Raw genomic sequence first — 19,733 nt, 5'->3', positions numbered from 1 at the left:
GAGGCGCGACGTGCGCCCCACCCCGTCAGCGCACCACACGCGCAGCCGCCCGCACGGCGCGAGATCTCAGAACCGGAGCCCCATGCCCGCCACCACCTGGCGCCTCCTCGTCGTCACCACCGCCGCGACGCTCACGCTCGCCGGCTGCTCCGCGCAGAGCACACCGGAGTCGAGCGCGACCCCCACCGGAGCGCCGACCTTCACGAGCGTCAGCCTCGACAACTGCGGCACCGACGTCACGATCGACACTCCCCCGACGCGCGTGGTCACCATCAAGTCGACGAGCACGGAGATGCTGCTCGCGCTCGGGCTGCAGGACGTCATCGTCGGCACGGCGTTCGCGGACGGGCCGGTGCCCGAGCAGTGGGCCGAAGCGGCGGCGAACCTCCCGGTCGCCTCGGACAAGGTCCCCGGCCAGGAGGCGCTGCTCGCGCTGGAGCCGGACTTCGTCTACGGGGGCTGGGAGTCCAACTTCTCGGCGGACGGCGTAGGCGACCGCGCGACGCTCGAGGGGCTCGGCATCGGCACGTACGTCTCACCGGCGGCGTGCAAGGAACCCGAGTACATGCCCGACCCGTTGACCTTCGACGACGTCGACGACGAGATCCGCGAGGTGGCCGGCATCTTCGGCGTGCAGGACCGCGCCGAGGAGCTGATCGCGCAGGAGCACGAGACCCTCTCCAGCGTGACCCCGCCCGTCGCCGAGACGACGGCCCTCTGGTACAGCTCGGGCACGGACACCCCGTACGTCGGGGCAGGGATCGGCGCGCCGCAGATGATGATGGACGCCGCGGGTCTGACGAACATCTTCGCGGACGTGCACGACACCTGGACGTCGGCCGGCTGGGAGAGCATCGTCGCGGCGGACCCGAGCGTGATCATCCTCGTCGACGCCAGCTGGAACACGGCCGCCAAGAAGATCGAGCTCCTCGAGAGCAACCCGGCCACCGCACAGCTGAGCGCCGTCAAGGACCACCGCTACCTGACCATCCCGTTCGCGGCGTCGGAGGCCGGCGTCCGCAACGCCGAGGCCGTGAAGTCGCTCGACGACCAGCTGGCGGCCCTCGACAAGTGAAGGCTCGACAACGGACAGCTCCGCTCGCAGCTCTCGTCTCGGTAGGCGTCCTCGCCCTCGTCGCGACGATCCTGGTCGCGGTCACGATCGGGCCCGCGGACTTGCAGGTCGCCGAGGTCGCCCGCAGCATCGCGGGCCACCTGGGGTTCGCGGTCAGCGACGTCCCGAAGCTGCACGACGCGATCGTCTGGGACCTGCGGCTGCCGCGGGTGATCACGGCGGCCGCGGTCGGGGCGGGCCTCGCGCTGGCCGGCGCGGTGATGCAGAGCCTGACGCGCAACCCCCTGGCCGACCCGTACCTGCTCGGGCTGTCGTCGGGAGCGTCTCTCGGGGCGGTCGCGGTGCTCGTCGTGGGCGTGAGCCTGCTGCTGCCCGTGGCCGCGTTCGCGGGCGCGATCCTCGCGCTGCTGGCGACGTTGAGCCTGGCCCGCACGGGCGGCACGCTCGCACCCGGGCGGACCGTCCTGGCCGGGCTCGCGGTGTCCCAGATGGCCGCCGCGGGGACGTCGTTCGTCATCTTCTGGACCGCGACCGGCGACTCCTACCGCGAGATCCTCAACTGGCTGCTCGGCTCCCTGGCGGGCTCGACCTGGAGCGATGTGGCGATCGCGGGCGTCGCCGTCGTGATCATCGGAACGGTCCTGCTGTTCAGCGCGACGCGCCTCGACTCGTTCGCCTTCGGTGACACCTCTGCGGCGTCCCTCGGCATCGACGTGAACCGCACGCGCTGGTCCCTGATGATCGTCGTCGCCCTGCTCACGGGCGCGATGGTCGCCGTCAGCGGGGCGATCGGGTTCGTCGGCCTGATCCTGCCGCACGCGGTCTCGTCGTTGACCGGTCCGGCGCACCGCCGGCTGCTGCCCGTCTCGGCGCTGGCGGGTGCCGTGTTCCTGATCTGGGCCGACACGATCGCGCGCACCCTCTTCGACCCGCGCGAGCTGCCCGTCGGCATCGTCACCGCGCTCGTCGGCGTGCCCGTCTTCGCGTTCCTGCTGCGCCGCGGGAAGGGGTCGGCATGGACCTGATCCTCCAGGGCGTCGGCACCCGGCTGGGCGGTCGGTGGGTGGTCGACGGAGTCGACGCGACTCCCCCGTCAGGCGCGCTGACGGGGCTGCTCGGCCCGAACGGCGCGGGCAAGACGACCCTCCTGCGCATGGTCGCCGGCCTCATCGGCCCGGAGGCCGGCGCGGTGCTCGTCGACGACCAGGACGTCGCCGCCCTCCCCCGCAAGCAGCGCGCGCGCCGGATCGCCCTGCTGGAGCAGGAGTCGACGAGCTCGGTCCCGCTCACGGTGCGCGAGGTGGTCGGCCTCGGCCGCATCCCGTACCGCACGATCTGGGGGAACGACCCTGACGACGGAGCGGTCGACCGGGCACTCGTCAGCGCCCGCGCCGAGCACCTCGCCGAACGCGCCTGGTGGTCGCTCTCGGGCGGTGAGCGGCAGCGCGTGCAGATCGCCCGCGCCCTCGCGCAGGAGCCCGACCTCCTGCTCCTCGACGAGCCGACCAACCACCTCGACGTCAGCGCGCAGCTCAGCCTCCTCGCCTTCGTGCGCGACCTGGGTACGACGACGGTCGCGGCGCTGCACGACCTCAACCTCGCCGCAGCGTTCTGCGAGCACGTCCTGGTGCTCAAGGACGGCCACCTCGCCGCGGCCGGCCACCCCGGCGACGTCCTGCGCCCCGACCTGCTGCGTGAGGTCTACGGCGTCGAGGCCGACGTCCTCGAGCACCCGCGAACGGGTCGCCCCGTCATCGCCTTCCACGAGGCGAGCGAACCCGTCGGACCGACGAGCACCAAGGAGCAGCTGTGAAGATCACCGTCCTGTCCGGGGGCGTCGGCGGCGCCCGCTTCACGCGCGGCCTGCTCTCCCTCGTCGGCGACGCCCACGACATCACGGTCATCGCGAACACCGGCGACGACATGTGGCTCCACGGCGTGCGCGTCTGCCCCGACCTGGACACGCTCATGTACACGCTCGGTGGCGCCGTCCACGAGGACCAAGGCTGGGGCCGACGCGACGAGTCGAGGCGTGTGAGCGACGAGCTCGCGGCGTACGACCTCGGCTGGGAGTGGTTCACGCTCGGCGACCTCGACCTGGCCACGCACCTCGCCCGCACGGAGCTCCTGCGTGCCGGCAACCCGTTGTCGCAGGTCACGGCTCGCCTCGCGCAGCGCTGGAACCTCGGCGTCACGCTCCTGCCGATGACCGACGACGAGGTCGAGACCCACGTGGTGCTCGACGACGGGCGCGAGATCCACTTCGAGGAGTGGTGGGTCCGGCACCGTGCCGCGACGCCCGCGCGCGGCTTCGTGCAGACGAACCTTGCGACCGCCACGCCCGCCCCCGGGGTGCTCGACGCCCTGCGGGACGCCGACGTCGTCGTGATCCCGCCGAGCAACCCGGTCGTGTCCGTCGGCACGATCCTCACGATCCCCGGGGTCCGCGAGACGCTGACCAGCACGAGCGCACCCGTCGTCGGCGTCAGCCCGGTGGTCGGCGGCGCCCCGGTGCGCGGCATGGCCGACGCGTGCCTGGCCGCGATCGGCGTCGAGACCACGGCGAGGGCGGTCGCCGAGCACTACGGCCGTCGTGCGAACGGTGGTGTCCTCGACGCGTGGCTGGTCGACGAGGTCGACGCGGCCGCCGCCGAGGAGCTGCGGGACGCCGGCTGGGCCGCGCGGGCGGTTCCCGCCCTGATGACCGACGTGCCGACCGCGGCCCGGATCGCCGCGGACGCACTAGACCTCGTCGACCGCCGCCCCTGAGAGCACCGCCGCCGTCCGCGGTCCGACACCCAGGCGAGCCACCGCCGCGACGTCGGCCGGCAGGTCAACGTCCCGCCGCAGGGTCGAGTCCTCCGGGAGGTCGAGCCGCACGTGCCCGTGGGCCTCGTGCGACGCCGCCGAGCCCACGCCGAACCGCGGGGACAGCCCGTCCAGACCGGTGAGCAGGGTCGTGCCCGTGCCCTCGGCGTCCGGGACGAACGCCCGCTCGTGCTCCGATGCCAGGTCGAGCGCGGCGCGCAGGTGGTCGGGACGCAGCGCCGGCAGGTCCCCGAGGAGCACGGCGACGGGACCCGATGCCTGGGTGAGCCCCGCGCGGATCGCGGCGTTCAGCCCTCCGCCGGGATCGTCGACGACGAACGGCACGGACGCACGGATCTCGGCGTCCGCCGTCACGACGAGGACCCGGACGACCCCGGGAGTCGCAGCGGCAGCCTCGATCGTGTCGAGCGCCATCGCACGCGCCAGCGCGGCCCGCTCCGTCGGCCCGAGGAACCCGGCCAACCGCGACTTGCCCTCCGCCGCGGGCTTCACGGGCACGACCACCACCCAGTCCATGCCCGTCCTTTCGTCTCCGCACGCCCCCGGGAGAGGATGCTCCCATGACGCTCTGGCTCACCGGCGACCCGACCGCCGACCAGCTCCTGACCGACGACCCGTTCGCGCTGCTGATCGGCATGCTGCTGGACCAGCAGGTGACCATGGAGTCCGCGTTCGCCGGACCCGCCAAGATCGCCGACCGGATGGGCGGCCTCGACGTGCACCGCATCGCGGAGGCCGACCCGTCGGAGTTCGCGTCGCTGTGCGCGACACCGCCCGCGGTGCACCGCTACCCGGGCTCGATGGCCGGGCGCATCCAGGGCGTCGCCGCGGCGCTCGTCGAGCAGTACGACGGCGACGTCACACGACTGTGGACCGACGGCGACCCGGACGGGCCGACCGTGCTCGAGCGGCTCAAGGCCCTGCCCGGCTTCGGCGACCAGAAGGCGCGCATCTTCCTGGCACTCCTGGGAAAGCAGATCGGCGTGCAGCCTGCGGGCTGGGCCGAGGCGGCCGGCGCGTACGGCGAGCCAGGATCGCGGCGGTCGATCGCCGACGTCACCGACCTCGCGTCCCTGGGCGAGGTCCGCGCCACGAAGCAGGCCGCGAAGGCTGCAGCGAGGGCTACGGCGGGTCCCTGAGCGCGTCCTTCCAGCCCTGCGAGTACGCCTCCGCGCTGCCCTGCGCGAACATGTCCTCCTCGCCGAGCCGCACGAGCGCGCGAGCGCCGGGTCCGTCCTCGTCGGTGACCAGGTGCCCGAGGCCGCGCACGACCGCGAGGGGTCGTCCCTCGGCCTTGCCCTTGACCAGCTCACCTGCTGACGCGATCTCGTCGGCCACGGCGGCCTGCGTCATGATCAGCGGCCGGCCGAACGTGTCCACCTGACCTCGCAGGTCGTCGAGCACCACGAGCCCGGCGGCACCGATCGCGATGTCGGTCACACCCTGCCGCCACGGACGACCGGCCGTGTCGGTGATGACGATGCCGAGGCGCACGCCGAACGCCTGCTGCAGGCCAGCCCGCAGGCGCCGCGCCGACTCGTCCGGGTCCACCGGGAGCAGCAGCACGGTGCCCTCGGGCGTGTTGCTCGCGTCGACGCCGGCGGCGGCCATGACGAGCCCGAGGCGGTTCTCGACGATCCGGGTCACGCCCGAGGCGTGCTCACGCGTCGCGACGACGCGCACGGTCTCGTCGGTGATCGCCTGCTCGCGGTCGTCGGCGGACACGACGCGCCCCTCAGCCTTGGAGACGACCTTGGACGTCAGCACGAGCACGTCGCCGTCCTGCGGAGGCTCGTCGGCCAGCAGCGCCGCCAACAGACCCACGAGGTCGTCCCCCGGCGCGACCTCGGGCAGGCCGTCGGGCGCCCAGACCTGCAGGCGCGCGGTCAACGGACCAGCTTGGGCAGCACGTCCGCCCCGAACGTCTCGATCCACTCGCGCTGGTTGCGCCCCACGTTGTGCAGGTAGATGCGGTCGAAGCCCAGGTCGACGTACTTCTGGATCTCGGCGCGGTGCACGTCGGGGTCGGCGGAGATGACCATCCGGCCCTCGAAGTCCTCGGGCCGTACGAGCTTGGCCATCTGCTCGAAGTCGAACGGCGAGCGGATGTCCGCCTTCGGGAACTTCATGCCGCCGTTGGGCCACTCGTGCATCGCGTACGCGAGCGCGAGCTCGTCGGTCTCCGCCCACGACATGTGTAGCTGCAGGACCTTGGGCAACGTCGCGGGGTCCTTGCCTGCCTCGCGCGCACCCTCATCGAACTTGCCGAACAGCCCGCTGATCTTCTCCAGCGGTGCCCCGACCGTGATCAGTCCGTCGGCCAGGCGGCCCGCGCGCTTGGCGGTCACCGGGCCGGCGGTCGCGACGAGGATCTCCGGGGCGACCTCGGGCATGGTCCACAGGCGGGTGGACTCGAGCTTGTAGAACGGGCCGGCGTGCTTGACGTCCTTGCCCGCGAGCGAGGCCGCGAACAGCTTCTTGATGATCTCGATGGCCTCGAACATGCGGTTGATCCGCTCGGGTGCCTCGGGCCAGTAGTTCGCGATGATGTGCTCGTTGAGCGCCTCGCCCGAGCCCAGCCCGAGCCAGTGCCGCCCGGGGTACATCGCGGCCAGCGTGGCCGAGGCCTGCGCGACCATCGCGGGGTGCCAGCGGAACGTCGGTGCCGTCACCCCGGGGCCGATGTCACCGGTCGTCCGCTCCCCCAGGGCCGAGAGCACGTTCCACACGAATGCCGCCTGACCCTGTGCCGGGACCCAGGGCTGGAAGTGGTCGGCGGCCATCACGCCGGAGAACCCGTGGGCCTCCGCGTGCGCCGACAGGTCCACGACCTCGGTGGGGTGGAACTGCTCCAGCATGGCTGCGTACCCGACCGTGAGGCCGGAGGCAGTGACCGATGACATGCGTGCTCCAGTCGTGTAGCGAGATGACTTCCACCCTAACCAAGCGACCGGCCCGGTCGATGCCGACGACTACAGCGCCGGCAGCTCGCGCTGGTACAGCCAGCGGTGCACGAGGGACGCCAACGGGCGTCCACCGACGTCCTCGGCGCAGACGAGGAACTCCTCCGTGCTGACCGTGCCGTGCCGGTAGCGGGCCGTCCACGTGCGCAGGACGTCGAAGAAGGTGGCGTCGCCCAGGTGGCCGCGCAGAGCGTGCAGGGTCAGGGCACCACGCTTGTACAACCGGTCGTCGAACATCGCGTCCGGGCCCGGGTCGCCGATGGCGAGGTCCTGGGGCAGGCCGGCCAGCCGGGCGTGCGCCGCGCGCGCCTGCTCGTCGGCAGTACGCCCACCGGACTCCTCGGACCAGAGCCACTCGGCGTAGCAGGCGAACCCCTCGTGCAGCCAGATGTCTCGCCACAGCCCCACGGTCAGGCTGTTGCCGAACCACTGGTGCGCGAGCTCGTGCGCGACGAGCCGCTCCGACCCGCGAGCGCCGTCCATGTGGTTCGCGCCGAAGACCGACAACCCCTGCGCCTCGAGCGGGATCTCGAGGTCGTCGTCCGTGACCACGACCGTGTACGAGTCGAACGGGTACGGGCCGAAGAGGTCCTCGAACAGCGCGACCATCTCGCTCTGCCGCGCGAGGTCGTGCACCGCCGCCGCCCGGAGCCGGGCAGGGACGAGCGCCTCCTCGCGTGGGCCCGTCGAGAAGCGCAGGTACCGCCCGACCTGCAGCGTCGCGAGGTACGACGCCATCGGCTCGGACTGCTCGTAGACCCACCGCACGCGTCCGGCGCGCGGCGTACGGGAGACGAGACGCCCGTTCGCGACGACCTCGTAGCCCGCCTCGGCCGACACCGTGAACTTGTACGTGGCCTTGTCGGCCGGGCTGTCGTGGCACGGGAACCAGCTCGGGGCGCCGTCCGGCTGGCCCGCGACGATCACACCGTCGGACAGCTCCTCCCAGCCGACGTCGCCCCACGGACCGCGCAGCGGTCCCGGTTGACCGGAGTACCGCACGTCGAGCACGAGCCGGGTACCGGCAGGGACCTCGTGCTTGAGCTTCACGACGATCCGGTGGTCGTGCTGCGTCCAGCGCTCGGGCCGGTACCCGTCGACGAGCACCTGGCTCACGCGCAGCCCTCGCAGGCCGAGCGACACCCGGTACGTCGGGCGGGCTGTCGTCGCGTACACCACGGCGCGGCCCTCGAGCCGGTTCGTCGAGACGCGGTAGTCGAGCTCGAGCTCGTACCGGTCGACGTCCAGGTCACCGTCGAGACGCCCCGGCAGGTAAGGATCCGGGGCTGCGACGTCGGGCGCCGTCACGCGGGCACCGGCGCGACAGGGTTGCCGGTCCAGCGCGAGCCCGCGGGGATCGAGTCCCCGCGCAGGACCAGCGACGCCGGTCCCACGCTCGCCCCGTCGTCGAGCGACGCGGCGGGGAGCACCACGCCGTGCGGGCCGAGGCTCGCCCCTCGTCCCAGCTTCACGGTGTCCATGCTCATCACCCGATCATGGAACAGATGCGTCTGCAGCACGCAACCGCGGTTCACCGTGGACGCGTCGCCGAGGGTGACCAGGTCCGCCTCGGGGAGCCAGTACGTCTCGCACCAGACGCCGCGGCCGATGCGGGCCCCGAGCGTCCGCATCCACAGGTTCAGCGCCGGCGAGCCGATCGTGGCCGGCCCGATCCACGGCACCGCGACCGACTCGAGGAACGTGTCCGCGAGCTCGTTGCGCCAGATGAACGAGCTCCACAGAGGGTGGTCCCCCGGCTTGAGCCTGCCGACGAGCAACCACTTGGCCGTCGTCGCGAGCGCGCACGCCACTGTCGCCGCGCCGAGCACGACGAGCCAGGAGACGGCCGCCGCCGCGGCCACACCCCACGAGTCGACCGCGGCCTGCAGCACCAGGAGCACCAGCACCCCGAGCCCGAACGTGCAGATCACGGGTACGACCCGGCACAGCTCGACGAGCGCACGCGCGACGCGCAACCGCGTGGGTGGCTCGAACGTCAGGGCGTCGTCGGTCTCCCCGGCGACCCGCCGCAGCTTCACGGGAGGCGAGCCGAGCCATGACGAGCCCGCGCGAGCGCCCTCGGGCGTCGCCGACAGCACCGCGACGAGACCTCGCTTGGGCACCGCACGACCCGGTGCGATCATCCCCGAGTTGCCCAGGAACGCGCGTTTGCCCACCTTGCTCCGCTCGACCCGGAGCCACCCTCGGCCCAGCTCGTAGGAGCCGATCAGGGTGTCGTCGGCGAGGAACGCACCGTCGCCGACGCTGGTCAGCGACGGGATCATGAGCGCGGTCGAGGCCTCGACATCCTTGCCGATGTCGGCGCCGAGCGCCCTGAGCCAGAGGGGCGTCGCGGTGCTCGAGTAGAGCGGGAAGAGCGTCGTGCGGGCGTCGTCCATCAGGCGTTGCGTGGCCCAGACCTGCCAACCGTGCCTGCTGCGCACGGGGTGGTAGCCCTCGCGCAGCCCGATGCCGAGCAACCGCACCGAGACGAGCGTGACCAGCAGCAGGACGACGACCATCGCCAGTGCGCCGAGCGGAACCGCGCGCAGTGCGTCGCCCGTCGCGTCCCGCCAGCTCGCCGAGTCACGCACGAACCAGCCGACGACGAGCAGGCCGCACAGGGCCGCGACGACGGGCAACGCCGCGAGCAGCGCCGCGGTGAAGCCGTAGACGGCCACCCACCGACGTCCGCGTGGGGCCCGCTCGGCGGGCCACTGCCCGGGAGCAGGACCGTCGAACACGGCCGGCGAGCCGGTCCAGAGCTCGCCGGGCGGGACCGAGGTGAGCACCGCGGAGCCCGGCGCGATCTCGGCGCCCTGCCCGATGCGGACGCCCGGGCCGAGCGTGGAGCGCGTGCCGACCGTGGCCCGCTTGTCGATGCGGATGCGCCCGACCTTGAGGATGTCCCCGTCCAACCAGTGCCCGCGCAGGTCGACCTCGGGCTCGATCGAGCAGCCGTTGCCCAGCCGCAGCATCCCGGTGACCGGCGGTGGGGTGTGCAGGTCGACGTCGTTGCCGACCGTCGCCCCGAGCGCGCGGGCGTACGCGGCGGTCCACGGCGCGCACGACAGGTTCTCGGACCCGGCCGCGGCCGCCCAGGACTCGGTGAACCAGATCCTCAGGTGCACGGAGCCGCCGCGGGCGAACCAGCCGGGGCGCAGGTCGCGCAGCAGCCACCGCGCCATGAGCACCGTGGTCCCCATCCGGCCGAAGGGACTGATGAGCACGAGCCAACCGAGCGCGACCCACCACCAGACGCCCGGGACGACGGGGACCCAGGCCACCTCCGTCGTCGCGCGCAGGACGGCGTCGGCGGCCAGCAGCCAGGTGAGCCAGCGGAGCCCGACCAGCAGGGCGAGCGGCAAGGCGAGCATCGTCTGGATCACCTGTGCCCGCAGAGGCGTCGGGCGGACGATCCGCTGCGCCGCGACGCCCACCGGCTCGAACTCGTCGAGCGTGCGCGCGAGGTCCCCGATCCGCGGGTACTCGTAGACGTCGGCGACCGTGACGGTCGGGAAGCGCTCGCGCAGGGCGGAGACGAGCTGCGCGGCGACCAGGCTCCCGCCGCCCGCGTCGAAGAAGTCGTCCTTGGGGCCCGCGACGGCGACGCCGAGTGTCGCGGTCCACCGCTGCGCGACCCATTGCGCCGTCTCGGAGAGTCCGGCAGCAGGCGGAGTGTCGTCGTCGGCCCGCGCCAACGGCCACGGGAGCGCATCGCGGTCGACCTTGCCCGAGCCGCGGGTCGGGAACTCCTCGACCGGCGCGAGCAGCGGTACCAGGGCGGCCGGCAGGACGCCGCGCAGCACCTCCCGGCTCGCCGTAAGGTCGAGCTCCACGCCCGCCTCGGGCAGGAGGTAGCCGACGAGCACCGCGGTCCCGGCCGGGGTGCGGCGGACCGCCGCGGCGGCGTTGGCCACGCCGGGCAGGCCGAGCAGGGCAGCGTCGACCTCGCCGAGCTCGATGCGCCGGCCACCGACCTTGACCTGGTCGTCGGCGCGACCCTGGAACAGCAGCCCCTCGGCCTCGAACCGGACGAGGTCGCCGCTGCGGTAGGCCCGCTCCCAGCCGAGGGTCTCGACACCCGCGTACTTCTCGGCGTCCTTGACCGGGTCGAGGTACCGCGCCAGCCCGACGCCGCCGATGATCAGCTCGCCGACCTCGCCCTCGGCCACGTGCAGCCCGTCGGGTCCGACGACAGCGAGGTCCCACCCGTCGAGCGCGTGCCCGATCCGGATCGGCCCCTCGCCCGTCAGCAGCGCGCCGCACGCGACGACGGTCGCCTCGGTCGGGCCGTACGTGTTCCAGACCTCGCGACCGTCCCCGACCAGCCGCGCGGCCAGCTCGGGCGGGCACGCCTCGCCACCGAAGATGAGCAGCCGCACACCCGCGAGCACCTCGGGGCGCCAGAGCCCCGCGAGCGTCGGGACGGTCGAGATGACCGTGATCCGCTGCGCGACCAGCCACGGGCCGAGGTCCATGCCCGTCCGCACCAGGGCGCGCGGTGCCGGGACGAGGCACGCGCCGTGCGCCCAGGCGAGCCACATCTCCTCGCAGCTCGCGTCGAACGCGACCGACAGGCCGGCGAGCACCCGGTCGCCCGGTCCGAGCGGAGCGTCCTGCAGGAACAGGCGCGCCTCGGCGTCGACGAACGCGGCAGCCGACCGGTGCGTGACCGCGACGCCCTTCGGCGCGCCGGTCGAGCCGGACGTGAAGATGATCCAGGCGTCGTCGGTCAGCTCCGGCGCACGAGGCGGTGCCGACCTCTTGGTGAGGATCGCCAGGTCGCCCTCGGTGAGGACCCGCGCGACGCCCGCCTCGCGGAAGACCGTGCGGGCACGCTCGTCAGGGTCGTCGACGTCCACGGGGACGTACGCGGCACCGGCTGCGAGGACACCGAGGATCGCCGTGTAGAGCTCCGCCGAGCCGGACGGGATGCGCACACCGACGCGGTCGCCCGGACCGATCCCGGCGGCGGCTAGCCCACCTGCGGCCCGTTGCACGGACTCCCACAGCCGGCGGTACGACAGGCTGACGCTGCCGTCGTCGAGCGCGGGGCTCTCGGGGTGGGCGTCGACCGTGGCTCGCAGGACGTCGAGGAGGGTGCGAGGGTCGGCGGCGAACCCGGACCGGAGGAATCCCGCGGTCGTCATCGCCACCTCGTGTTCTTCGCGCGTGTGTGTCTCCTGATCATGGCCCCAGGACCGGCGAACGGTGATCCTGCCATCCCCGCGTACCAGGAGAGGCATCGTTCACGTGGTCGCCGCCTCCCGTTCACGCGTGCCATGGACGCGGACGCCGCGACCGCGCCGATCTGGGAAGATGTGGCCCCATGAGCTCTGAGTCCCCCCTGCGCATCACGGCCCCGCGACACGTTCCGGACAAGGTCTCCCTCGACGGCGTCGAGGACCGCTGGGATGCGGCGTGGACCGAGCAGGGTCTGCACACGTTCGACCGCACTGCCACGCGCGAGAAGGTGTACTCGATCGACACCCCTCCGCCCACCGTCTCGGGCTCGCTGCACGTCGGCCACGTGTTCTCCTACACGCACACCGACGTCGTGGCGCGATTCCAGCGGATGCGCGGCCGCGAGGTGTTCTACCCGATGGGCTGGGACGACAACGGCCTGCCCACCGAGCGCCGGGTGCAGAACTTCTACGGCGTCCGGTGCGACACGTCCCTCCAGTACGACGCGACGTTCGAGCCGCCGTTCGCGGGCGACGTCCCCAAGGGCGCCCAGCAGGTGCCCGTGAGCCGCCGGAACTTCATCGATCTCTGCGAGAAGCTGACGATCGAGGACGAGCGCCAGTTCGAGGTCGTCTGGCGTCGGCTCGGCCTGTCGGTCGACTGGGACATGACCTACCAGACCGTGTCCGCGGAGTCCCGGGCGGTCGCGCAGCAGGCCTTCCTGCGCAACCTCGCGCGCGACGAGGCCTACCAGGCCGAGGCACCCGGCCTGTGGGACGTGACGTTCCAGACGGCGGTGGCGCAGGCCGAGCTCGAGGCTCGCGACTACCCGGGTGCGTTCCACCGGGTCGCCTTCCACGGTGCGGACGGCCCCGTCTTCATCGAGACCACGCGTCCGGAGCTGCTGCCCGCCTGCGTCGCCCTGATCGCGCACCCCAACGACGAGCGCTACCAGCACCTGTTCGGCACCACGGTGCGCTCCCCCCTGTTCGGCGTCGAGCTGCCCGTGCTGGCCCACCCCGGCGCCGAGCCCGACAAGGGCGCGGGCATCGCGATGTGCTGCACGTTCGGCGACCTGACCGACGTGCAGTGGTGGCGCGAGCTCCAGCTGCCCACGCGCTCGGTCATGGGCCGCGACGGCAGGCTGCTCCGCGAGACGCCGGACTGGATCGTCGCTCCCGAGGGCCGGGTCACCTACGAGGAGATCGCCGGCAAGACGACGTTCTCCGCGCGTGAGGCCGTCGTCTCGGGCCTGCGCTCCTCGGGCGACCTCGATGGCGAGCCCGTGCCCACCCAGCGCAAGGCGAACTTCTACGAGAAGGGCGACAAGCCCCTCGAGATCGTGACCAGCCGGCAGTGGTACATCCGCAACGGCGGTCGCGACGAGTCGCTGCGCGAGGCTCTGCTCGCCCGCGGCGCCGAGCTCGGGTTCAGCCCCGACTTCATGCGCGTGCGGTACGAGAACTGGGTCGGCGGCCTGAACGGCGACTGGCTCGTCTCGCGGCAGCGGTTCTTCGGCGTGCCGTTCCCGGTCTGGTACGCGCTCGACTCCGACGGTGAGCCCGACTACGACGCCCCGCTGGTGCCGACCGAGGACCAGCTGCCGATCGACCCGTCCTCCGACGTTCCCGCCGGCTACACAGCCGAGCAGCGTGGCGTCCCGGGCGGCTTCATGGGCGACCCCGACATCATGGACACGTGGGCCACCAGCTCGCTGACCCCGCAGATCGTGGGCGGCTGGCGCACGGACCCCGACCTGTTCGCGCGCGTCTTCCCCATGGACCTTCGCCCGCAGGGCCAGGACATCATCCGCACCTGGCTCTTCTCGACCGTGGTGCGCAGCCACCTCGAGCACGGCTCGCTGCCGTGGTCCTCGGCCGCGATCAGCGGCTGGATCCTCGACCCCGACCGCAAGAAGATGTCGAAGTCCGTCGGGAACGTGGTCACGCCGCTCGGCCTGCTCGAGGAGCACGGCTCCGACGCGGTCCGCTACTGGGCCGCGTCCGCACGCCTGGGCACGGACGCCGCGTTCGAGATCGGGCAGATGAAGATCGGCCGCCGTCTGGCGATCAAGATCCTCAACGCCTCGAAGTTCGCGCTCTCCTTCGGCGGCGAGGACGCCCCGCTGTCGCTCGACCCGGCAGACGTGACCGCCGAGATCGACCGCGCGATGCTCGCCGGCCTCGCCGACGTCGTCGAGAAGGCCACCGCCGCCCTCGTCGCCTACGACCACACGCGGGCGCTCGAGCTCTCGGAGACGTTCTTCTGGACGTTCTGCGACGACTACCTCGAGCTGGTGAAGGACCGCGCGTACTCCGACGGGGCCGACGCCCGGTCCGCCCGGACGGCGCTCGCGCTCGCGCTCGACGTGCTGCTCCGTCTGTTCGCGCCGGTGCTGCCGTTCGCGACGGAGGAGGTCTGGTCGTGGTGGCGCGAGGGCTCGGTGCACCGCGCCGCGTGGCCGGACGCCGCTCCCCTGCGAGCCGCCGCCGGCTCGGCCGACGCGAACGTCGTGGGGGCCGCCGGGTCCGCGCTCGCCGCGCTGCGCAAGGTGAAGTCCGAGGCCAAGGTGTCGATGCGCACCGAGATCGCCGCGGTCACGCTCGCCGTGCCGGCCGGCCTGCGCGCCGGGGTCGAGATCGCTCTCGACGACGTGCGCTCCGCCGGACGGGTCACGGGCACGCTGGACCTGGTCGAGGGCGACACGGACGCCGTCGTCGCCTCGAACGCCGACCTGGTCCCCCCGACGCCGGCCCTCTGAGAACCGCAGCGTCCGCACCCGTGGGGTCCCACGGGTGCGGACCTCGGCGGGTGCTAGACGACCGTGCGCAGACGCGCCTGGTCTGCTGACTGGGTGGGGACCGCTTCGCTCGGGGTCGAACCGTCCGACCAGCGCAGGACCGCGCCGATGCCGTCGACCAGGTCCACGGAGCCGTTCTCCGCGAACGTGAGGCCCGCGTCCTGACCGATCGCCGCCCGGACGAGAGCGACGTCCGCAGGGAGCTGGCGCGCTCCGTCGCTCACGCCGATCGCCGCGAGGTCGGCCGACGACGACGCCAGCTGCAGCGGCTCGTCACCGACCCAGAGCTGCCGCTCGGAGAGCCCCTGCGCGAGTGCGTCGACGTGCAGCACCAGCTCGGACACCTGCCCGCGTCGCAGCACCTCGATGACGTCGTCCAGGGTCGTCACAGCTCCCTCTCCGCGCCCCTGAGCCTCCCGGAAGCGATCCAGGACCGCGTCACGGCGTCGGGTCCGGAAGCTCTTCAGAACACCCGCGACCCGCACATCGAAGGCGTCCTGGTTGACACCGTCCCCGCGCGCTCCGCCGGGCACCTCCACGAGCACCTCGCCCACGTGCTGCGCGACCGCGTCGCGGACGAGCCCGACGGCACGGCCGTCCCCGGTCAGCACCACGACGTCCGGGCTGCGCTCGGCCACCCGCTTGTCGAGCACGACGGCGACCGCCTCGGCGTTGCGCTGCCACGAGTCCTCCGCCCGCGTCTGGCTGCGCCGGTCGAGCCCACCCTCGCGGGTCTTGTGCACGTCGTCATGCCCACCCTCGACCGTCTCGACCTCCGGGCCACCCGAGGTCCGCACGCTCCCGCCCGACGCCCAGGTGAGGTCCGCTCCGTTGCGGTCCACCTCGACGAGCAGGTACGTGACGGTCTGGTCGGCTGCGCGCACCGCCGGCAGGAGCGCCGGGACGGGACCGTAGACGGCGTGCGCCTGCGCGGGCGGCTCAGCAAGGACCCGGTCGACGACGACCGAGTGCGCGTCCGAGACGATGACTCGACCGTGCGGGCCGCGCACGCCGGTCGGGGTGGCGACGAGCTCACCGATCTCGTCGAGCACGCCGGCGGGCGCACCGTCGCGCTCGAGCTGGCGTCGGACGGCCTTCCACCGATCGGCCGCCTCCGCCTCCCCTGCCGCGTCAGCACGGGTCACGTCCAGGTAGACGGTCGTGAACGGCGACGGGCGTCCGAGCAGGGGCTTGAGCCAGTGCAGGTCCATGGGCAGATCCTCCGGGATCGACGCTCCCCAGCGAACGCGGGATCCCCCCGTGCGTTCCGCCGGAGCTGACGCTGCCTACTTTCCGCCACCTGCGGACCCGGCGCTACCCAGGCGAACGATTCATCTCAGGATCGCGTCGCGTGGTCCTGCGCGATCTCCTCGTGGTGCCGGATGACCTCTTCGACGATGAACGCCAGGAACTTCTCCGCGAAGACCGGGTCGAGGTCCGCCTCGTGCGCGAGCTGCCGCAGACGGGCGACCTGCTGGACCTCGCGGCCCGGGTCCGACGGCGGCATCCCGCTGGTGGCCTTGAGCATTCCGACCTGCTGGGTCGCCTTGAAGCGCTCGGCCAGCATGTAGATGAGCGCGGCGTCGATGTTGTCGATGCTGCCGCGCAGCCGCGCAAGCTCGGCCGGGATCGGGGTGGGGAGGTCGCTCACGAACGCGATCCTAGGCGGTGGTCCACCCTGGACCGTCGACGGTCAGGCGCTCTTCTCACGCGGCGTGCGCTTCTCGCGCGGGCTCTCACGCGGGATGAGCGTCGGGTTCACGTTCTCCAGGACCACAGCGCGCGTGATGACCACGCGGGCGACGTCGTCGCGGCTGGGGACCTCGAACATGACCTGCTGCAGGACCTCTTCCATGATCGCGCGCAGGCCACGCGCGCCCGTGCCGCGCAGCAGCGCCTGGTCGGCGATCGAGGCCACGGCCTCGTCGTCGAACTCGAGCTCGACACCGTCGATCTGGAACATGCGCTGGTACTGCTTCACGAGCGCGTTCTTCGGCTCGGTGAGGATGCGGACCAGGGCGTCCTGGTCGAGCCGGGCGACCGCGGCGACCACGGGCAGGCGGCCGATGAACTCCGGGATCAGGCCGTACTTCTGCAGGTCCTCGGGGCGGACCTCGGAGAACAGGTCGCCCTCGTCGACCTGGTCCAGCAGCGGGGCACCGAAGCCGACGACGCGCTTGCGGGCGCGTGCCGCGATGATGTCGTCGAGACCCGAGAACGCACCCGCGACGATGAACAGCACGTTCGTTGTGTCGATCTGGATGAACTCCTGGTGCGGGTGCTTGCGGCCACCCTGGGGCGGGACCGAGGCGGTGGTGCCCTCGATGATCTTCAGCAGCGCCTGCTGGACGCCCTCGCCGGAGACGTCACGCGTGATCGACGGGTTCTCGCTCTTGCGGGCGATCTTGTCGATCTCGTCGATGTAGATGATGCCCGACTCGGCCTTCTTGACGTCGTAGTCAGCGGCCTGGATGAGCTTGAGCAGGATGTTCTCGACGTCCTCGCCGACGTAGCCGGCCTCGGTCAGTGCCGTGGCGTCCGCGATGGCGAACGGGACGTTGAGCATGCGGGCCAGGGTCTGCGCGAGGTACGTCTTGCCGGTGCCGGTGGGGCCCACGAGCAAGATGTTCGACTTCGCGATCTCGATCTGGTCGTCGGTCGACGTGCGACCGGCCTCGCCCGCCTGGACGCGCTTGTAGTGGTTGTAGACCGCCACCGACAGCGCTCGCTTGGCCGACTCCTGGCCGATGATGTACTGCTCGAGGAACTCGAAGATCTCCTTCGGCTTGGGCAGCTCGACCAGGCCGACCTCGGTGGCCTCCGCGAGCTCTTCCTCGATGATCTCGTTGCACAGCTCGATGCACTCGTCGCAGATGTAGACGCCAGGGCCGGCGATCAGCTTCTTGACCTGCTTCTGGGACTTCCCGCAGAACGAACACTTCAGGAGATCGGCCCCGTCTCCGATACGAGCCACGTCGATCCCCTTCCTCGTCTCGCCTCCGCCCGACGGGCGGTGCGTCAGCGCACCAACGACCGGTGCAGCCAATCAGTGCAGTCCAGCGTGCAGTCGAGCAGTGCAGTTCATCAGAGCGGTCGAGCAGCGCGGCGCGATCCAGAAGGGAGCGCGTCCTCCCCCATTGCACACCACACCGGCCGCGATGTCAGCCGAACACACGGGACGTGGTGCGCCGGGGTTGGAAAACTCCCCGGATGGTCCACGGACCGGGCAGCTCGACAGCCGCCCGGTCCTGGACACTCGTTCTACTGACTACTACTTCGGCTGAACCGTCGTCGCGATGACACCTTTTCGGCTCTCAAGAACCTGGTCGACGATCCCGTACTCCTGCGCCTGCTGCGCCGTGAGGATCTTGTCGCGCTCGATGTCCTTGCGAACCAGGTCGATGTCGCGGCCCGTGTGGTGCGCGATCGTCAGCTCGAGCCACTCGCGCATGCGGATGAGCTCGTTGGCGTGGATCTCGATGTCGGAGGCCTGCGCGTAGCCGCCGCCCTCCATCGCGGGCTGGTGGATGAGCACGCGCGCGTTGGGCAGAGCCAGGCGCTTGCCCGGCGAGCCCGCCGCGAGCAGCACGGCCGCGGCCGAGGCGGCCTGCCCGAGGCAGACCGTCGTGATGTGCGGCTTGATGTACTGCATCGTGTCGTAGATCGCCGTCAGGGCCGTGAACGATCCGCCCGGCGAGTTGATGTACAGCGTGATGTCGCGGTCCGGGTCGGTGCTCTCGAGCACCAGGAGCTGCGCCATGACGTCGTCGGCCGAGGCGTCGTCCACCTGCACGCCGAGGAAGATGATGCGGTCCTCGAACAGCTTGGTGTACGGGTCCTGGCGCTTGAAGCCGTAGGCGGTGCGCTCCTCGAACTGCGGCAGCACGTAGCGGGCCGCGGGCGAGGACGGCGCCAGGCCACCAGGCCCGGCGAGCATCCCCGCGCGGGACATGAACTGGGACTCCATGCTCACGAGATTCTCCTCAAGATGGTGAAGGCTGCACCAGGCGCGTGGCGCCCGGACGACTCGCTCAGTTGGTGCCGCCGCCGCCGGCGACGGAGTCGGCGCGCTCGACGACGTGGTCGATGAACCCGTACTCCAGGGCCTCGCTGGCCGTGAACCAGCGGTCACGGTCGGCGTCGCTGTTGATCTGCTCGACGTCCTTGCCCGTCTGCGCGGCCGTGAGCTCGGCGAGGACGTTCTTCATGTGCAGGATCAGCTGGGCGTTGATCCGCACGTCCGTGGCCGTGCCGCCGATGCCGCCCGAGGGCTGGTGCATCATCACGCGGGCGTGCGGGGTCGCGTACCGCTTGCCCTTGGCTCCCGACGACAGCAGGAACTGGCCCATGGACGCCGCCATGCCCATCGCGATCGTCGCGACGTCGGGCTGGATGAACTGCATCGTGTCGTAGATCGCCATGCCCGCGGTGATCGAGCCACCGGGAGAGTTGATGTACAGCCAGATGTCCTTGTCGGGGTCCTCCGCAGCCAGAAGCAGCATCTGGGCGCAGATCGCGTTCGCGTTGTCGTCGCGAACCTCCGAGCCCAGCCAGATGATGCGCTCACGCAGGAGGCGGTTGTAGATGGAGTCATTGAGGCCGAATGCCGGGGACTCGGCCCTGGCCAGCGTCGGCACGTGCTCGTTCACGAAGGCTCCCTCGTCTGACGGGTGACATCTGTCCTGCACCGCCGATGGGGCGCCCGGATCGACCGGTCCCACCTGTGCGATGCAGTGACCCTAACGCGCACCAACACCCCTCTACGTCCCCGCCGCGAGTGTTTTCGCTGACGGCAGAGCCTGGCGCCTGGATCGTGCCCGGATGCGCGAGGACCCCGCACCGAGCATCCGGTGCGGGGTCCTCGGACGGGCCTGTTCCA

16 protein-coding genes are annotated in these 19,733 nt (G+C 71.8%); 6 read left to right on the top strand and 10 right to left on the bottom strand.

Annotated elements, in window-relative coordinates:
* Nucleotides 1-82: 82 nt before the first annotated feature.
* Genes AC1DPN_RS15910 through cofD form a run of 4 tightly spaced genes read left to right on the top strand, consistent with a single transcriptional unit; the run spans nucleotide 83 to nucleotide 3,844 of the window.
* A complete protein-coding gene (locus AC1DPN_RS15910) occupies nucleotides 83-1,075 on the top strand; it encodes a putative F420-0 ABC transporter substrate-binding protein (protein ID WP_477085740.1) in 993 nt (330 codons plus the stop codon).
* Nucleotides 1,072-2,100, top strand: coding sequence for a putative F420-0 ABC transporter permease subunit (locus tag AC1DPN_RS15905; protein ID WP_477085739.1), 1,029 nt, complete (start codon nucleotides 1,072-1,074; stop codon nucleotides 2,098-2,100). Before AC1DPN_RS15910 ends, AC1DPN_RS15905 begins: the two co-directional genes overlap by 4 nt.
* The gene (locus AC1DPN_RS15900; RefSeq protein ID WP_477085738.1) at nucleotides 2,091-2,888 is read left to right on the top strand and encodes a putative F420-0 ABC transporter ATP-binding protein; all 798 of its coding nucleotides are present in this window, start codon (nucleotides 2,091-2,093) and stop codon (nucleotides 2,886-2,888) included. Before AC1DPN_RS15905 ends, AC1DPN_RS15900 begins: the two co-directional genes overlap by 10 nt.
* Nucleotides 2,885-3,844: a 2-phospho-L-lactate transferase gene (gene cofD / locus AC1DPN_RS15895; protein ID WP_477085737.1), complete on the top strand. Its 960-nt coding sequence runs from the start codon at nucleotides 2,885-2,887 to the stop codon at nucleotides 3,842-3,844. The genes AC1DPN_RS15900 and cofD overlap by 4 nt, the downstream gene beginning before the upstream one ends.
* Here cofD and cofC read toward each other — a convergent pair.
* Entirely contained in the window at nucleotides 3,818-4,420 is a 603-nt protein-coding gene (cofC, locus tag AC1DPN_RS15890; protein ID WP_477085736.1) for a 2-phospho-L-lactate guanylyltransferase, read from the bottom strand. The genes cofD and cofC overlap by 27 nt on opposite strands.
* Nucleotides 4,421-4,464: 44 nt before the next feature.
* On the opposite strand from cofC, the gene AC1DPN_RS15885 reads away from it, so the two are divergent.
* Nucleotides 4,465-5,043: an HhH-GPD-type base excision DNA repair protein gene (locus AC1DPN_RS15885; protein ID WP_477085735.1), complete on the top strand. Its 579-nt coding sequence runs from the start codon at nucleotides 4,465-4,467 to the stop codon at nucleotides 5,041-5,043.
* Here AC1DPN_RS15885 and AC1DPN_RS15880 read toward each other — a convergent pair.
* From AC1DPN_RS15880 to AC1DPN_RS15865, 4 genes are all read right to left on the bottom strand, one after another.
* Nucleotides 5,027-5,794, bottom strand: coding sequence for a coenzyme F420-0:L-glutamate ligase (locus AC1DPN_RS15880; protein ID WP_477085734.1), 768 nt, complete (start codon nucleotides 5,792-5,794; stop codon nucleotides 5,027-5,029). The two genes, AC1DPN_RS15885 and AC1DPN_RS15880, sit on opposite strands and share 17 nt — an antisense overlap.
* The gene (locus AC1DPN_RS15875; RefSeq protein ID WP_477085733.1) at nucleotides 5,791-6,807 is read right to left on the bottom strand and encodes a TIGR03557 family F420-dependent LLM class oxidoreductase; all 1,017 of its coding nucleotides are present in this window, start codon (nucleotides 6,805-6,807) and stop codon (nucleotides 5,791-5,793) included. Before AC1DPN_RS15875 ends, AC1DPN_RS15880 begins: the two co-directional genes overlap by 4 nt.
* A 69-nt stretch (nucleotides 6,808-6,876) precedes the next feature.
* A complete protein-coding gene (locus AC1DPN_RS15870) occupies nucleotides 6,877-8,175 on the bottom strand; it encodes a M1 family metallopeptidase (protein WP_477085732.1) in 1,299 nt (432 codons plus the stop codon).
* Nucleotides 8,172-12,020: a Pls/PosA family non-ribosomal peptide synthetase gene (locus tag AC1DPN_RS15865; RefSeq protein WP_477085731.1), complete on the bottom strand. Its 3,849-nt coding sequence runs from the start codon at nucleotides 12,018-12,020 to the stop codon at nucleotides 8,172-8,174. Before AC1DPN_RS15865 ends, AC1DPN_RS15870 begins: the two co-directional genes overlap by 4 nt.
* A gap of 179 nt (nucleotides 12,021-12,199) precedes the next feature.
* On the opposite strand from AC1DPN_RS15865, the gene valS reads away from it, so the two are divergent.
* The gene (gene valS / locus AC1DPN_RS15860) at nucleotides 12,200-14,815 is read left to right on the top strand and encodes a valine--tRNA ligase (RefSeq protein WP_477085730.1); all 2,616 of its coding nucleotides are present in this window, start codon (nucleotides 12,200-12,202) and stop codon (nucleotides 14,813-14,815) included.
* A 53-nt stretch (nucleotides 14,816-14,868) separates the two neighbouring features.
* Here valS and AC1DPN_RS15855 read toward each other — a convergent pair whose 3' ends face one another.
* The 5 genes from AC1DPN_RS15855 to AC1DPN_RS15835 form a co-directional block, all read right to left on the bottom strand.
* Nucleotides 14,869-16,065, bottom strand: coding sequence for a baeRF2 domain-containing protein (locus tag AC1DPN_RS15855; RefSeq protein ID WP_477085729.1), 1,197 nt, complete (start codon nucleotides 16,063-16,065; stop codon nucleotides 14,869-14,871).
* A gap of 125 nt (nucleotides 16,066-16,190) precedes the next feature.
* Nucleotides 16,191-16,505, bottom strand: coding sequence for a chorismate mutase (locus tag AC1DPN_RS15850; RefSeq protein ID WP_477085728.1), 315 nt, complete (start codon nucleotides 16,503-16,505; stop codon nucleotides 16,191-16,193).
* A 42-nt stretch (nucleotides 16,506-16,547) separates the two neighbouring features.
* Nucleotides 16,548-17,828 (bottom strand): ATP-dependent Clp protease ATP-binding subunit ClpX, encoded by a 1,281-nt coding sequence (clpX, locus tag AC1DPN_RS15845; RefSeq protein ID WP_477085727.1) that lies wholly within the window; start codon nucleotides 17,826-17,828, stop codon nucleotides 16,548-16,550.
* A 297-nt stretch (nucleotides 17,829-18,125) separates the two neighbouring features.
* Nucleotides 18,126-18,827 carry an ATP-dependent Clp protease proteolytic subunit gene (locus tag AC1DPN_RS15840; protein ID WP_477085726.1) on the bottom strand — a complete coding sequence of 234 codons (702 nt, stop codon included), beginning with the start codon at nucleotides 18,825-18,827 and terminating at the stop codon, nucleotides 18,126-18,128.
* A gap of 58 nt (nucleotides 18,828-18,885) precedes the next feature.
* Nucleotides 18,886-19,503: an ATP-dependent Clp protease proteolytic subunit gene (locus AC1DPN_RS15835; protein ID WP_477085725.1), complete on the bottom strand. Its 618-nt coding sequence runs from the start codon at nucleotides 19,501-19,503 to the stop codon at nucleotides 18,886-18,888.
* Nucleotides 19,504-19,733 lie beyond the last annotated feature (230 nt).

It is taken from the genome of Cellulomonas sp. P4_H4 (genome assembly GCF_056400865.1).
This window is presented reverse-complemented; position numbering and strand designations above follow the sequence as displayed.